General features: G+C 73.8%; 14 protein-coding genes and 1 pseudogene. 4 read left to right on the forward strand and 11 right to left on the reverse strand.

All coding sequences use genetic code 11. The features are described from left to right. The first annotated feature begins 2 nt into the window (after positions 1-2). On the forward strand, positions 3-1,229 hold the full coding sequence (locus tag J7462_RS02070) for a glycosyltransferase (protein ID WP_219460979.1): 1,227 nt from the start codon (positions 3-5) through the stop codon (positions 1,227-1,229). Positions 1,230-1,413: 184 nt separating this feature from the next. Here the strand turns inward: J7462_RS02070 and J7462_RS02075 are convergent, their stop codons facing one another. From J7462_RS02075 to J7462_RS02120, 10 genes are read right to left on the reverse strand one after another with little or no spacing between them, the layout of a single operon-like run. Further along, positions 1,414-2,484 (reverse strand): LacI family DNA-binding transcriptional regulator, encoded by a 1,071-nt coding sequence (locus J7462_RS02075; RefSeq protein WP_219460982.1) that lies wholly within the window; start codon positions 2,482-2,484, stop codon positions 1,414-1,416. A gap of 39 nt (positions 2,485-2,523) precedes the next feature. Further along, a complete protein-coding gene (locus J7462_RS02080) occupies positions 2,524-3,186 on the reverse strand; it encodes an SDR family NAD(P)-dependent oxidoreductase (protein ID WP_219460985.1) in 663 nt (220 codons plus the stop codon). Then, complete coding sequence (locus tag J7462_RS02085) at positions 3,183-3,965, reverse strand: HpcH/HpaI aldolase/citrate lyase family protein (RefSeq protein WP_208566338.1); 783 nt, start codon at positions 3,963-3,965, stop codon at positions 3,183-3,185. The genes J7462_RS02080 and J7462_RS02085 overlap by 4 nt, the downstream gene beginning before the upstream one ends. Continuing rightward, positions 3,965-5,062, reverse strand: a complete 1,098-nt coding sequence (locus J7462_RS02090) for an ABC transporter substrate-binding protein (RefSeq protein ID WP_219460988.1) — start codon at positions 5,060-5,062, stop codon at positions 3,965-3,967. The genes J7462_RS02085 and J7462_RS02090 overlap by 1 nt, the downstream gene beginning before the upstream one ends. After that, positions 5,059-5,919 (reverse strand): ABC transporter permease, encoded by an 861-nt coding sequence (locus tag J7462_RS02095; protein ID WP_208566336.1) that lies wholly within the window; start codon positions 5,917-5,919, stop codon positions 5,059-5,061. Before J7462_RS02095 ends, J7462_RS02090 begins: the two co-directional genes overlap by 4 nt. After that, a complete protein-coding gene (locus tag J7462_RS02100; RefSeq protein ID WP_255597548.1) occupies positions 5,916-6,707 on the reverse strand; it encodes an ABC transporter ATP-binding protein in 792 nt (263 codons plus the stop codon). Before J7462_RS02100 ends, J7462_RS02095 begins: the two co-directional genes overlap by 4 nt. Positions 6,708-6,709: 2 nt before the next feature. Further along, positions 6,710-7,648, reverse strand: coding sequence for a polysaccharide deacetylase family protein (locus J7462_RS02105; RefSeq protein ID WP_219460995.1), 939 nt, complete (start codon positions 7,646-7,648; stop codon positions 6,710-6,712). Then, positions 7,642-9,078 (reverse strand): MmgE/PrpD family protein, encoded by a 1,437-nt coding sequence (locus J7462_RS02110; RefSeq protein WP_219460997.1) that lies wholly within the window; start codon positions 9,076-9,078, stop codon positions 7,642-7,644. The genes J7462_RS02105 and J7462_RS02110 overlap by 7 nt, the downstream gene beginning before the upstream one ends. Beyond that, the gene (locus J7462_RS02115; RefSeq protein ID WP_219461000.1) at positions 9,075-10,106 is read right to left on the reverse strand and encodes a zinc-binding dehydrogenase; all 1,032 of its coding nucleotides are present in this window, start codon (positions 10,104-10,106) and stop codon (positions 9,075-9,077) included. Before J7462_RS02115 ends, J7462_RS02110 begins: the two co-directional genes overlap by 4 nt. Next, positions 10,103-11,113: an asparaginase gene (locus J7462_RS02120; protein WP_219461002.1), complete on the reverse strand. Its 1,011-nt coding sequence runs from the start codon at positions 11,111-11,113 to the stop codon at positions 10,103-10,105. The genes J7462_RS02115 and J7462_RS02120 overlap by 4 nt, the downstream gene beginning before the upstream one ends. Before the next feature lie 220 nt (positions 11,114-11,333). Between J7462_RS02120 and J7462_RS33145 the strand changes: the two are divergent. Together J7462_RS33145 and J7462_RS33150 are read left to right on the forward strand one after the other, a co-directional pair. Next, positions 11,334-11,525: pseudogene (locus J7462_RS33145) on the forward strand (AraC family transcriptional regulator); the annotation flags it as partial. Between the two features lie 194 nt (positions 11,526-11,719). After that, positions 11,720-11,998 carry a helix-turn-helix domain-containing protein gene (locus tag J7462_RS33150; RefSeq protein ID WP_308290696.1) on the forward strand — a complete coding sequence of 93 codons (279 nt, stop codon included), beginning with the start codon at positions 11,720-11,722 and terminating at the stop codon, positions 11,996-11,998. A 1,119-nt stretch (positions 11,999-13,117) separates the two neighbouring features. On the opposite strand, the gene J7462_RS02130 is transcribed toward J7462_RS33150, so the two are convergent. Next, positions 13,118-13,516, reverse strand: a complete 399-nt coding sequence (locus J7462_RS02130; RefSeq protein ID WP_219461008.1) for a VOC family protein — start codon at positions 13,514-13,516, stop codon at positions 13,118-13,120. A 184-nt stretch (positions 13,517-13,700) separates the two neighbouring features. On the opposite strand from J7462_RS02130, the gene J7462_RS02135 reads away from it, so the two are divergent. Beyond that, the gene (locus tag J7462_RS02135) at positions 13,701-13,991 is read left to right on the forward strand and encodes a hypothetical protein (protein WP_219470885.1); all 291 of its coding nucleotides are present in this window, start codon (positions 13,701-13,703) and stop codon (positions 13,989-13,991) included. Positions 13,992-13,998 lie beyond the last annotated feature (7 nt).

Raw genomic sequence — 13,998 nt, forward strand, 5'->3', positions numbered from 1 at the left:
GGATGACCACGATCGGCAGCCCCCGACCCGCCGTCGAGACCCGGACCGACACCCCCACCGCCGTGCTCGACGTGGTGGTGCCGGTCTACAACGAGGAGACCGACCTCGGTCCCTGCGTACGTCGGCTGCACGAGCACCTCAGCGCGCACTTCCCGTACCCGTTCCGGATCACCGTGGCGGACAACGCCAGTGTCGACGGCACCCTCGGGGTGGCCGAGGCGCTCGCCGCCGAACTGCCGCACGTCGAGGTGCGGCACCTGAGCGCCAAGGGTCGGGGCCGCGCGCTGCGGGCCGCCTGGTCGGCCTCGGACGCCCCGGTGCTGGCCTACATGGACGTGGACCTGTCGACCGACCTGGCCGCGTTGCTGCCGCTGGTCGCCCCGCTCATCTCCGGTCACTCGGACCTGGCCATCGGCACCAGACTGGCGCGGACCTCCCGGGTGGTGCGGGGCGCCAAACGGGAGGTGATCTCCCGGGCCTACAACCTGCTGCTACGGGGTGCCCTCGCGGCCCGGTTCTCCGACGCGCAGTGCGGTTTCAAGGCGATCCGCGCCGACGTGGCCCGGGAGTTGCTGCCGTTGGTGCAGGACACCGGATGGTTCTTCGACACCGAGTTGCTGGTGCTCGCCCAGCGGGCCGGGCTGCGCATCCACGAGGTGCCGGTGGACTGGGTCGACGACCCGGACAGCCGGGTGGACATCGTGGCCACCGCCCTGGCCGACCTGCGCGGCATCGGCCGGCTGGGACGGGCCCTGCTCACCGGGGCGTTGCCGCTGGCCACCCTGCGCGCCCAGTGGGGCCGGGCGCCGCTGGCCGGGCAGCCGGCGCGGGTGCCGGTCGGGCTGCCCGGCCAGTTGGCCCGCTTCGCGCTGGTCGGGGTGGTCAGCACCGTGGCGTACCTGGTGCTGTTCGTGGCGACCCGGGGGGTGCTCGGCGCGCAACCGGCGAACCTGGTGGCGCTGCTGGTGACCGCGGTGGGCAACACCGCGGCGAACCGGCGGCTCACCTTCGGCATCACCGGTCGCCGGTCGGTCGGTCGGCACCACCTCCAGGGCCTGCTCGCCTTCGCCCTCGGGCTGGCGTTGACCAGTGGTGCGCTCGCCGCGCTGCACGCCGTCGGCACCCCGGCCCGGCCGGTCGAACTGGCGGTGCTGGTGGCGGCGAACCTGGCCGCCACGGCGCTGCGGTTCCTGCTGCTGCGCCTGGCGATGCACCACCGCCGGCGCTGACCGGCCGGGCGGCGACGCGTCATGGCCGCCGTACCCCGCACGACCGGCCCCCGGCACCGGACCGGGCGGCGCGGGACACGGGCGGATCCGGTCCGGGCGGACCCGGACCGGGCGGCGGGGGCACGGGCGGACCCGGTCTGTGCGGCACGGCGGGTGCCGGCCGACCGGGTCCGCCGGGCGGCCGTCAGTTCGCCGGTGTGCCCACCCGGGACACCGCCGGCAGCGCGGCGGTACCCGCCACCGCCCTCGTCGTGTCGGGGAGGAAATCGGCGGTGGTCGCCCGGACGACCAGCTCCGGGGCCAGCCGCACCGACGTGGTGCTGCCCGAGTCGAGCAGGGTGAGCAGGGCGTGCAGCGCCTGCGAGCCCATGTCCCGCAGCGGGGTACGGATCGAGGTGAGCGGCACCAGGAGCTGGGCGTCCACGTCGATGTCGTTGTACCCGACCACCGCCACCTCCCGACCGACCCGCAGGCCGTGGTCGCGCAGGGTGCCCATCGCGCCGATCGCGGCGAAGTCGTTGACCGCGAAGACCCCGTCGGGACGACCGGAGCCCAGCAGCCCGGCCATCGCCGAGGCCCCACCGGCGACGTCGAAGGTGGACGGTGCGACCCACCGGGGGTCGACCGGGACGCCCTGGGCCTTCGCCGCGGCGAGGAAGCCCGCGACCCGGTCGGCGGAGGTGCTGGCGTGGCCGGGGCCGGCGATCACCGCCAGTCGCCGGCAGCCCACGTCGATCAGGTGCTCGGCGGCGAGCCGCCCACCGAGGCGGTCCCGGCCGGTCACCGACGGGAAACCCCGGGAGGCCCGGCTGACCAGCACGAACGGCACCCCGTCGGCGGCCAGCCGGGCCAGCATCGGGTCGTTGCGGCGGGCGTCACCGATGATCAGCCCGTCCACCCGTTCCCCGATCAACCGCTGGATGCGCAGCGCCCGCGCCTCGTCGTCGTCCCAGCTGCTGCTGACCACCGCCTGGTAGCCGGCGGCGGCAGCGGCGGCGTCGATGCCCTCGAAGACGGTGGCCAGCACGATGTCGGTGATCCGGGGGACCAGCACGCCGATCACCCCGGTCTTGCCGCTGCGCAGGCTGGCCGCCCAGCGGTCCCGGTGGAACCCGAGCTGCTTGGCGGCCTCCACGATCCGGGTCGCGGTCGCCGGGGCGACCCGCACGTCGTCGCCGCGCAGCACCCGGGAGACCGTGGAGACGTGCACCCCGGTGAGGCTGGCGACATCGCGCAGGGTCACCCGTTTGTTCACTGTGCCTCCCGTGCCGGACCGGTACCCGTACCCGGCAACCTAGCTGAGATGACTGCCCCCGTTCACATCGAAGGTCATGCCGGTGACCGTGGCGCAGGAATCGGAGAGCAGGAACAGCACGATGTCGGCGATCTCCTGTGCCGAGGAGACCCGGCCCAGCGGCATCCGGGCCCGCAGACCCGCCTTCTGCTCGGCGGTGAGCCGGTCGTGCATCGGGGTGGCCACCGGGCCGGGCGCGACGGCGTTGACCCGTACCCCCTGCGGTCCGAAGTCGACGGCCAGGTGCCGCATCAGGCCCAGCACCCCCGCCTTCGCCGCCGCGTACGCCGTGCCCGACAGCCGGGTGCCGCCGTCACGGGCGTTGAGGCTGCTCATCAGCACCAGCGACCCGCCGCCGGCCGCCGCCATCCGGGGCACCACGGCCTGGCTGACGACGAACGCGGCGGTGAGGTTGTTGCGCAGGGTGCGTTCCCACTCGGCGAGGCTGGTCTGTTCGATGCCACCGGAGCTGACCACCCCGGCCAGGTGGGCCACCCGGCGCAGGGTGCCGATCGCGTCGACGAACTCGCCCACCGCGACCGGGTCGGCGGCGTCCACGCCGGTTGCGACGTCCAGCACGTGCACCGTCTCGCCCCGGGCCCGGGCGGCGGCGACCACCGCCGCGCCGATGCCGCTGGCCCCGCCGGTCACCAGCAGGCTCACGACGTACCGCCGAGGATCTCGTCGCGGGCCCGCCGGTAGGCGTCGGAGAGCAGCATCTCCGGCTGGGAGTAGACGACGAAGCGGACGCCCCGGTCGATCCAGCGGCGGGCCTCCTCGGCGGAGTAGGCCAGCATGCCGGCGACCCGGCCGGCGGCGACGACCCGCTCGACGAAGTCGACCGCGTGCTTCTCCACCTCCGGGTGTGTGGGCTGGTAGCCCAGGCCCAGCTTGACCGACAGGTCGGCCCGCCCGAGCATCAGCACGTCGAGGTCGGCGGCGAGGATGTCGTCCAGGTTGGCCAGCCCGGCAGGGGTCTCGACCAGGGCGACGACCGTGGTGTTCTGCCCGGCCCAGGTCAGGTAGCGGTCGAAGTCGCCCCGGGCGGTGCCGTGCCCGGCGGCCCGCGCCGCCGAGCACAGCGTCCGGTCACCGACCGGCGGGTAGTGGGTCAGCCGGGCCGCCTCGACGGCCTGCGCGCCGGTCTCCACCAGCGGCAGCACCACCCCACCGGCGCCGCTGTCCAGGGACCAGAGCAGGTCCTTCTCCTCGATCCGGCGCAGCCGGACCAGCGGGGTGGTCCCCGCCGAGCCGGCCGCCCGGACCATCGCCAGCACGCTCTGCTCGTCGGCCGCGGCGTGCTCGGTGTCGACGACCAGGAAGTCGTAGCCGAGGGCGCCGAGGATCTCGCCGATCGCCGGTTCCTGGAGCAGGGTCAGGCTGCCGAGGGCGACGCCACCGTCGCGCAGCACCTCGGCCAGCCGGCTCGGACGGGGATACATCAGGACTCCAGCTTCTGCACGCCGCCGCAGTCGCGGTTGGCCGGCACCTCGCCGACGATCTTCAGGGCGGCGTCGACGACGGAACCGTCGTGCCACTCACCGACCTCCGGCAACTTTTCGATGATCTTGTTGTCGAGCAGCCACTTGCCGTCCTCGGCGGTCACCGTGGCGGTGTCCACCCGACCGTTCGGGTCCATGTACGGCCACTGGTCGGTGCCGTACAGCTTGGTGATCGTCTCCGCCGGCACCTTGGTCCGCTCGGCCACGATCTTGATGACGTCGTCCTTGTTGGCCGGGTCCTGGTAGTAGCGCACGCCCTCCAGCCAGCCGGCCATCCACCGGGCCGCGACCTCGGGCCGCTTGCTGATGAAGTCCTGCGACATGGTGATCAGGCCCTGCTCCTGGTTGGGCGCCACCTCGTTCATCGCCAGCACCCGCTTGGCCTGCCCGTCGGTGATGAGCTGGTACGCCAGCGGCTGCACCACGAAGCCGGCGTCCACCGCGCCGCTCTTGAGCGCGTTGGCCGTGTCCGGGTAGCTCAGGGTGACGATCTGCGCCAGGTCGGACTGCTTCAACCCGACCTCACCCAGCGCCCGGTCCAGCCAGTACTCGGTGGTCGAACCCTTGGCCAGGATGGCGACCTTCTTGCCCTTGAGGTCGGCCACGCTCTTCAGGCCGCCGTCGAAGGCCTGGGTACGGGCCAGCAGGAGGTTGTCCGACGCACACCGGTACTGCTGCCGGTCGGCCACCGCCCGCACCCGCAGGCCCTGGTTGACCGCGTTGAACAGCGCGCCACCGGTGCCCGGGATGTTCACGTCGAGCTTGCCCTGACCCTGCACCGCCAGCCGGGAGTAGATGTCGGCGTTGCTGAACTCCACCTCGACCTGGTGCTTGCCGAAGAAGCCCTTCGCGTCGGCCACCATCATCGGCGCCAGCGAGAGGATCTCCAGCGAGTTGACCGTCACCTTGTCGGTGCCGTCGGCGCCCTTCGACTCCGTGTCGTCACCGCAGGCCGCGGTGCCGAGCAGCAGGCTCGCCCCCAACAGCGCGGCGATGACACCTTTTTGCTTGATCGTCGTGATCCGCTTGATTGTCATGATTGGCCCTCCGTCCAGCTGAAGAAGCGCCGCTGCACGCGCAGCGTCACCGTGGTGAGGAAAAAGCCCATCGCCGCGATCACCGCGAGCGTGGCGTACATGTTGTCGATCTGATAGATCTGCCAGTACCGCCAGGTCATCGACCCGACGCCGTCACTGGCGGCGAGGAACTCACCGGCGATGGTGCCCAGCAGGGCCAGCCCCGCGGCCAGCCGGATGCCGGCGAAGATGGACGGCAGGGCGCCCGGCAGGACGATCTTCCAGAGGATCTGCTGCCGGCCGGCGCCCAGGTTGCGGGCCATCAGGATCAGCCGCTCGTCGACCTGGAGCACCCCGGACATCGCGTTCACCACGGCCGGGAAGAACGAGATGATCCCGGCGAGCACCACGATCGGCCGTCCGCCGGTGCCGAAGATGACCAGCAGCAGCGGCAGGATCGCCACCACCGGGATCGGGTACGTGATGGCGATCAGCGGGTCGATCAGCACCCGAACCCACCGCGACCGTCCCATCGCGATGCCCAGCAGCGTCGCCGGGATCACCCCGAGCAGGAAGCCGAGCAGGATGCGCTGGGCGGTGATCCCGACGTTGGGCAGCAGCTCCCCGGAGGAGAAAAGCTCGACCAGGGCCTGCACGCACTCCGACGGGGCCGGGAAGAAGGTCTTGTCGATCAGCCCGGCCATGCTGCCGCCCTGCCACAGCGCCAGCACCACGACCACCGGCACCATGCTGCCCAGCCCGCTGCTGAGCAGCTTGAATCCGCGACCCGGCGGGCGTTCCGCGCGGGGGTCCACCGCGTAGCGGACCACGGGTTCGTCGGGCGCCCGCTCCCGGGTCGGCACGCTCTGCTCGCTCATCGGTCCCCCTTCGCTTCCGCCCACTCGGCCGCCAGGGTGGCGTCCCGCAACTGCGCCCACAGGTGGCGTTTCAACTCGGTGAACCGCGGGTCCAACTCGACGTCGCGGGTACGCGGCCGGGGAAACGGCGCCCGGATCTCCTCGACCACCCGGGTCGGCCGGGGCCCGAGCACGATGATCCGGTCCGCCAGCAGCAGCGCCTCCTCGATGCTGTGCGTGATGAACAGGACCGTCTTGCGGTGCTTCGACCAGACCTGGAGCAGCTCGTCCTGCAACAGGGTCCGGGTCTGGGCGTCCACCGCCGCGAACGGCTCGTCCATCAGCAGGACCTCGGGGTCGCTGGCCAGGGCCCGGGCGATCCCGGCCCGCTGGCGCATCCCGCCGGACAACTCGTGCGGCTTGTTGTCGGCGAACGCCTCGATGCCCATCATCGTCAGGTGCTCCCGGGCCACCTCGCGCCGCCGGGCGGCGGGCACCCCGCGCAGCTCCAGCCCGAAGCCGACGTTGTCGGCGATGGAGCGCCAGGGGATCAGCGCGTAGTCCTGCCAGACGATCGAGGTGAGCGGGCCGGCGGCGGTGCGCTCGCCGACGAAGCGGATCTCCCCGTCGTCCGGCCGGCGCAGCCCGCCGAGCAGGCCGAGCAGCGTCGACTTGCCGCATCCGCTGGGCCCGATCACGCAGACGAACTCCTGCGCCTCGATCGTGGTGCTGAGGCTGCCGACCACCGACAGTCGGCTCCCGTCGGCCCGGGGATAGCCCTTGGCCACGTTGTCGATCTCGATGCGCATGGTCACTGCCCTCCGTGGGCCGGCAGGTCGGAGTAGTTGTGGTGCCACCAGTCGGCGATGTCGCGCCGCCTGGCGAACCAGACCCCGGGCAGGTCCTGCGCCCAGGCGATCAGGTCACGCAGCGCGGAGGCCCGCCCGGCCTGGCCGATCAGCCGGGCGTGCAGCCCGATCGAGATCATCTTGGGGGAGGTCTCGCCCTCCTCCCACAGGTACTCGATGCCCCGCCGGCAGTTCTCGAAGAAGTCCGTCGGGTTGCCGTAGCCGGGGCTGAAGGCGAACCGGCCGTCGTTGTAGGTGTGGGTGTACGGCACCACCAGGTGCCGCTGGTCGGCCACCTGCACCCAGTACGGCAGGTCGTCGTTGTAGGCGTTGGAGTCGTAGCGGAAGCCACCCTCCTCGACCAGCAGCCGCCGAGTCCGGTCCGACGGGGCGTAGCGGGAGTACCAGCCGACCGGGCGTTCCCCGCACAGCTCGGTGATCGTCGCCACCGCCTGCCGGATCTCCGCGCGTTCCTCGTCCTCGGTCATCCCCGACGGCTCCCGCCAACGCAGGCCGTGCGAGCAGATCTCGTGCCCGGCGTCGACGAACGCCTTGGTCAGCGGCCGGTTACGGGCCAGCGCCTCGGCGCAGCCGTAGACGGTCACCGGGGTCTGCGTGCGGTCGAACAGCCGCAGCAACCGCCACGCCCCGGCCCGGCTGCCGTACTCGTAGACCGACTCCTGGGACAGGTCCCGGTGTTCCGCGCTGGTCGGCGTGTAGGAGATCTCGCCGACCCACTCGTTGACGCTGTCGCCGTCGAGGAGGCTGTGCTCGGCCCCCTCCTCGTAGTTGAGGCACAGGCTCACCGCCACCCGGGCGCCACCGGGCCACTCGACGCGGGGCAGGTCCGCGCCGTAGCCGATGAAGTCCCGCGCGGTGCCGGGTTCGACTCTGATCACCATGACGTCATGTCCTTTCTGCCGGATGGGCCGGGCCCAGCGGGAACCGACGGCGGGCCGCCGTGCGGATTCGGTGCCCCACCCCGGACCAGCGCGGTGAGGTCTCGCAGTCGGGTCGCCCCGGGGGCCCGGGTCAGCCCGTACAGCAGCTCGGCCGCCCCCGCCGGTACGCCCGGCGTACGCAGCAGCGCGGCGTCCACGGCGGCCAGCTCGTCGGCCGTCATCGGGTCCTCCCGGTCGCCGTGGTGGAACCGGGCCCGCCCGGTCAGCCGGGCCCCGCTGCGGGTGGTCACCTCCACCACCGCCGGCCGGCCCGCCGGATATCCCTGGTCCAGCCCGGGGTCGTGGCGTACGGTCACCCGCTCGGCGAGCCGGGCCGCGCGGGCCCGCCGGTCGTCCGCCGGCCCGTCCGGGGCACCCGGGTCGGTGCCGACCAGCCCGCAGGCGACCACCCACGGGATGCTGAACTGGCGGGCCAGCCGGCCGACCGGACGACGCTCGGCGAGCAGGGCCGCGCCCGCGTAGGTGTCCACGGTCACCGTCGCCACCTCGTCGGCCGTCAGGTCCCGGGCCATCGCGCGGGCCACCGTCCACCCGGTCAGGGTGTGCGCGCAGACCCCCACCGGTTTGAAGTAGGCCTCCGGCAGCAGCGGTCGGGATCCCAGCGCACCGTCCACGGGCCGGTCGGTTCCGCCGTGGTGGACGGTCCGGGCGAGGTGCGGCAGCGCCGGACCGGTGGCCGGGAACCCGGCGTCGGCGAGCCGGGCGACGGTCAGCCCGTTGGCGGTGCCGAGGGCGGGCAGCAGGTAGTGGGCGGCGTGTCCCCGCCGGGTGTCGGCTTCGGGCCCGGCCAGCGCCACGGTCAGCGCCAGGTTCACCGTGTCGGTGACCCCGGCGGTGTCCTGACCGGTGACGATCCCGGCGGCGGCCGCCGCCGCGCCGGTGCCCCACCCACCGTGCGGGTGCACCCCGGGGCGGGGTGCGCCGAGGAGCAGACCGAGCCGGGCGCCCACCTCCCAGCCGACCGCCAGCGCCCGCAGGAACACCCGCAGGCTGCGACCGTCGGCTTCGGTGGCGGCCAGCGCGGCGGCGTACGCGTGCAGCCCGGGGTGCCCCCGGGATTCGCGCAGGCCCTCGTCGCACTGGCTAACGGTGATCGCCGTCGCCGTCACCGCCGCCGCCCGTGCCGGCTCGTCCGTCCCGCCCGGGGCGGCCAGCAGGGTGCACCGGCCGTGCGGGTCGCCGGGGGTGTCGAGCCCGGCGGGCAGGTGCCCCCGGGCCGCGACGGCGTTGGCGGTCAGCCGGGCTGCCACCTGCCGGACCAGCACCTGTCCAGCTCCGGTGGCCAGCAGCGTGTCGGCGGCCTCGACGGCACCGGCGACGAGCGTGGCCAGCACGTCGCCGCGGGCATCCCCCCGCCGGTGGTCGGTCACGGTGTGATCACCTGCTTGCCGAGCACCCGCCGGTCGGCGAGCGCCTGGTGGGCCCGGCCGGCGTCGGCCAGCGGGAGGACCGCGTCGACCCGGGGGGTGAGTTGTCCCGCCGCGACCAGGCCCAGCACCCGGGCGATCTCGTCGGGGCGCTGGCTGCGCGACCCGCGCAGCTCGTACTCGTTGCGGAAGGTCTCGATGAGGTCGAGGTGCGGGTGCTCCCCGGCGTGGCCGCCGCCGACGATCAGCCGGCCGGTGGGGGCGAGGGTGCCCAGCGCGGCCTCGAAGACGTCGCCGCCGATGTGTTCGACGATCACGTCGAAGCCCGCACCCCCGGTGATCTTCCGGGCCTCGGTTGCCCAGTCGGGATCGCGGGTGCTCAGCACCGCGTCGGCGCCGAGGGAGGAGACGAAGTCGGCCTTCGCCGGGTCGCCGACCAGGCCGACCACCCGCGCGCCGCCGAGCTTGGCGAGCTGCACCACCGCGTGCCCGAGCCCACCGGCGGCACCCGGGGCGAGGACCCACTCGCCGGGCGCGAGTCGGCCGATGGAGTACAGGGTGCGCCAGGCGGTGCCGAAGGAGATCGGGGTGGAGGCGGCGACCACCGGGTCGAGGTCGCCGATGTCGAGCAGGCCGCGCGCCGGGGCCACCGCGTGCCGGGCGTAGCCGCCCCACCTGGTGATGCCGGGCATGTCGGCGTTCGGGCAGAGGTTGGCCCGGCCGCCCAGGCAACGGGGACAGGTCCCGCAGGGCGTGTTGGGCAGCACCAGCACGCGGTCGCCCGGGGCCCGGTCGGTGACCCGGGAGCCGAGCCGTTCCACCACGCCGACGACCTCCCGGCCGAGCACGTGTGGCAGCCGCAGCGGCATCCGGGACACCCCGCTGCGCAGGTCGGCGTCGAGGTGGTTGACGGCGACCGCGAGCACCCGCAGCAGGACCTCGTCGGGGCCGGGTTCGGGCAGGTCGACCTCGGTGAGGGTGAGCGTCTCGGGGCCGCCGTACCCGTTCATGGTCACTGCTTCGGTCTTCACGCGTGACGTCCTTCCACCATGGTGCGCAGGGCTGCCGGCACGGCGCCGGGTTCTTCGACGGCCAGGGCGAGGGCCAACGCCACCCGGGCCTGGGTGCCGGTGAGGTCACCGGCGAAGAGCGCGCCGGCGCGGGCGAGGGTCGCCCCGCCGCCGGCGTAGACCGGGCGGACCCGGCCCGCCCCGGTCCGGCTGGTGATGACCACGGGTACGCCGCGTCGGCCGGCCTCCGCGACGGCCTCGGCGACCGCGGGTGGGGCGTTGCCCGCGCCGAACGCCTCGACCACGATGCCGGCGGCACCGGCGCGCAGCGACGCGTTCAGGTGGGTGCCGTCCACACCGGCGACGAGCTTGACCAGGTCCACCCGGGGAAGTGCGGTGGGGACCGGTCGGTCGGCGTAGTGGCTGCCCCGGGCGGCGGTGGAGACGCGGAGCACGCCGTCCGGGTCGACCAGGGCCAGCACCCCGGCCGTTCCGCCGGAGAACGCCGACACCGCCGAGGTGTGCACCTTGCGGCTCTCCACCGCGGCGTAGGCGACCCCGCCCATGACCGTCGCCGCGCCGACCGGCTGCGGGGCGGCGACGATCCGGATCGCGTCGGCGAGGTTGCGTCCGGCGTCGGAGTCGGGCTCGTCGGCGCTGCGTTGCGCGCCGGTCAGCACGACGCGGGCGTCGGGGCCGGTGAGCTGCCCGGTCAGGTAGGCGGCTTCCTCCAGCGTGTCGGTGCCGTGGGTGACGACGACGCCGGAGAACCCGTCGGCGAGCTTGGCCCGGACGGCCCGGACGGTGCCGAGCATGTCGTCCAGGGAGAGCGCGAAGCTCGGCCGGCAGGACAGGTCGAAGCCGTGGATTTCCACGCCGGCCGGGACGGTGACGTTCTTCAGCAGGTCCGTGACGGAGTCGGTCACGGCCAGGCCCTCGTCGGGGTCCCACCGCGACGCGATCGTCCCACCGGTTGCCAGAACCGCGATCCGCACCAGCCACACCCCCTTGCGCAAACGATTGCTCAACTGGGTGATGACAGTTGCACAAACGTTCGCCCTGCACAAGAGCTGCGGGAACGCGGAAGCGAGGAAGTTATGCGATGGCGATCTGCCAGGTGACGGCCCGATGTCCGGCCTGTTTCGGTGTCCGTCGTCGTCCGGTTCGGGCCGGTGGCCGGTGGCGTGGCGCGGTCCCCGGCCGGTGGCGTGGCAGGCTGGGTCCGTGTACCGGGAACGGCCTGCCGAGATGATCGTCGGCGCGGTGCTCTGGGCGAGCGAGAGTCGACCGGACGCCGCGCCGACGCGGGTGCTGCCCGATGGCTGCCTGGATCTGCTCTGGTCGAGCCGGGCGGGCCTGCTGGTCGCCGGGCCGGACCGCACGGCCTACCTGAGCCTGTCCCGGCAGGGGGAGCGGTGGCGTGGTGTCCGGCTACCGCCCGGGCTGGGCCCGGCCGTCTTCGGCGTCCCCGCCGACGAGTTGCGCGACCGTCGGGTGCCCCTCGACGCCCTCTGGGGGCGGACCGCCCTCCGGCTCGCCGACCAACTCGGCGCGTCGCCCACCGCCGCCGATCTGGCCACGGTGGCGGCCGACCGGCTCGCCCGGGTGGGCGGCGCGGACCCGCTGGGCCCCGGGTGGCCGCCCTGCTCGCCGCCGGCGCCACGGTCACCGCGACCGCCGCCGAGGTCGGCCTCGGCCCGCGCGCCCTGCACCGACGCAGCCAGGCCCTCTTCGGGTACGGCCCGAAGACCCTCGCCCGCATCCTGCGGCTGCGCCGCGCCCTCACCCTGGCAGGTCGCGGGGTCGGCCTGGCCGAGGTGGCTGCCCGTGCCGGCTACGCCGACCAGGCCCACTTCACCCGCGACGCCCGGGACCTGGCCGGAGTCCCGCCGACCACCCTGCTCGCCCGGTGACCCCGCCCCGTCGGCAGTGGTGCCCCTTGACCCGCGCTGTCCGTTGCCCGGTAGTGCCCGTTGCCAGGGTGTTGCCTGTCGCTGTCCGTTGCCCGGTAGTGCCCGTTGCCGTTACTCGGGGCTGCCCGTCATCGGGTGCCTTGGCAGCCGTGGGCGGCTCCGTCGACATCGGCGCGACGACGGACGGGGCAGTCGGTCGTCAGTCACGTCGTGGTCGCCGTGGGCCGGGTGCTGGGCAAGCGTGGCCGGGCGATGGCCCGGAAGTCCGTTGCGGAAGGGCCGCCAGCGGACGCCGGGCCACGGCGGGCATCGTCGGGCTGATCGAGACGATTCCGGTGCTCCGGCCGGCGCACTGAGCGCCGGGCCGTCGCCCGGGCCATTACCCGGGCCGTCGCCCGGTCGTCGGACAGCCCGGCTGACCATGTGCTGTCCGGGCCCTTTCGAGCTGATGACCCAAACGACTCACCACCCTGCCTCCGCCCCGGTCGTCCGGAGTCCTCGTCGGTCACCACCCTGCTTCCGCCCCGGTCGTCCGGAGTCCTCGTCGGTCACCACCCTGCTTCCGCCCTGGTCGTCCGGAGCCCTCGCCAGTTTCTCCAGGACCTTCCACGCCCGCCGGTCGGCGTCGGAGGGGAGGGCTGATGACGCCACCGACCGACGATGTCGGCTCGGGGATGAGAGGGTGGCGGGCCGGTTCTGTCCTCGTTCTCCCCGCTCCGCCTGCCCGAACCGGCCCGGCAGCGGCGAAGTCGGTGGGCGGGCCGGTCGAGTGAATCGTTGACGTCATCAGCTCGAAAGGACCCGAATAGCACCACGCCTGGTCCCGCTCCCGGCAGGATCCTGCGTCCGGGTGGCATCCCGGGCAGTGTGGCGCGCGGGCGCGGGCTGTGGTGGTGCGGGGGAGTGGCCGCGCGGGCTGTGGTGGTGCGGGCTGTGGTGGTCGCGCGGGCTGTGGTGGTGCGCGGGCTGTGGCGGGGCAGGCGGTGGCCGCGCGTGGCTGTGGCCCCGTGGGGCGGTGGCGCGGGCAGTGGTGGCGTGAGCCGGGTCTTCTCGGTCTCGGTTACCACGCCGTCCCGCCGGCAGCAGGTGGGAATGCCGGCAAATCCGTGGCCGCCGTGGTCAGCTCGGGTCGAGCGGGGCGAAGAGGTCGACACCGTTGCCGTCCGGGTCGTGCAGGACGGCGTACCGCTGGCCCCAGAAGGCGTCCCAGGGGGCGACCTCGCCGTGGAAGCCCGCGTCGGTCAGCGCGGTCCAGTACCGGTCCACCTCGGCCGGGTCGGCGCAGCGGAAGGCGAGGCTGGCGCGCGGGCTGCCGCTGGGTGGCGTCCAGTCGGGGTGGAAGCCGCGCAGCAGCGTCACGGTGTCCCAGGCCAGCCGCAGCCCACCCGGCAGGGCGACCTCGACGTGGTCCTCGTGGTCGGCGTCGGCGGGGATGTCGAGCCCGAGCCGGCGGTAGAAGTCCAGGGTGCGGGCCATGTCGTTGACCGCGGTGCCGATGAGGTCGAAGCGGGGCGTCATGGGTTCAGGCTAGGTCGGTGCCCGACCCGGGGTCTTGAACGGAACGGACCGAGGAAACCATGTGCCCCTCGCGCGGGGACCGGACGACGTACGGTGTCAGGGGAGAAACCCGCCTTTCAGGTTCAAATGCCTCGTAACGGCGTGCCTGTCGGCGGTCCATGACGGCGAGGGAAGGGAGCGGCCGATGATGCACCTGGCCTACCTGGACGCGGGATCCGGCAGTCTGATCGTGCAGGCGGTGGTCGGCGGAACAGCGGGCGCAGCGGTCGCCGCCAAGCTCTACTGGCGGCGGGTGGCGGCCCGCTTCCGGCGCCACCCCACCGAACCCGTCGAGGCCCGCCCACCCGGCCAACCCGCCGGGCAGGCCGAGGCCACCGCGACCGGGCGGCAACCGGTCGCGACCGGGCGGCACCCCTCCGTACCGGCCGAGGCCACCCGGACCGACCGGCAACCGCGACAGCCCGCCGGCAACTGACGGGCCG

The sequence above is a fragment of the Micromonospora sp. RL09-050-HVF-A genome (genome assembly GCF_019374995.1).
Classification (GTDB): Bacteria; Actinomycetota; Actinomycetes; order Mycobacteriales; family Micromonosporaceae; genus Micromonospora; species Micromonospora antibiotica.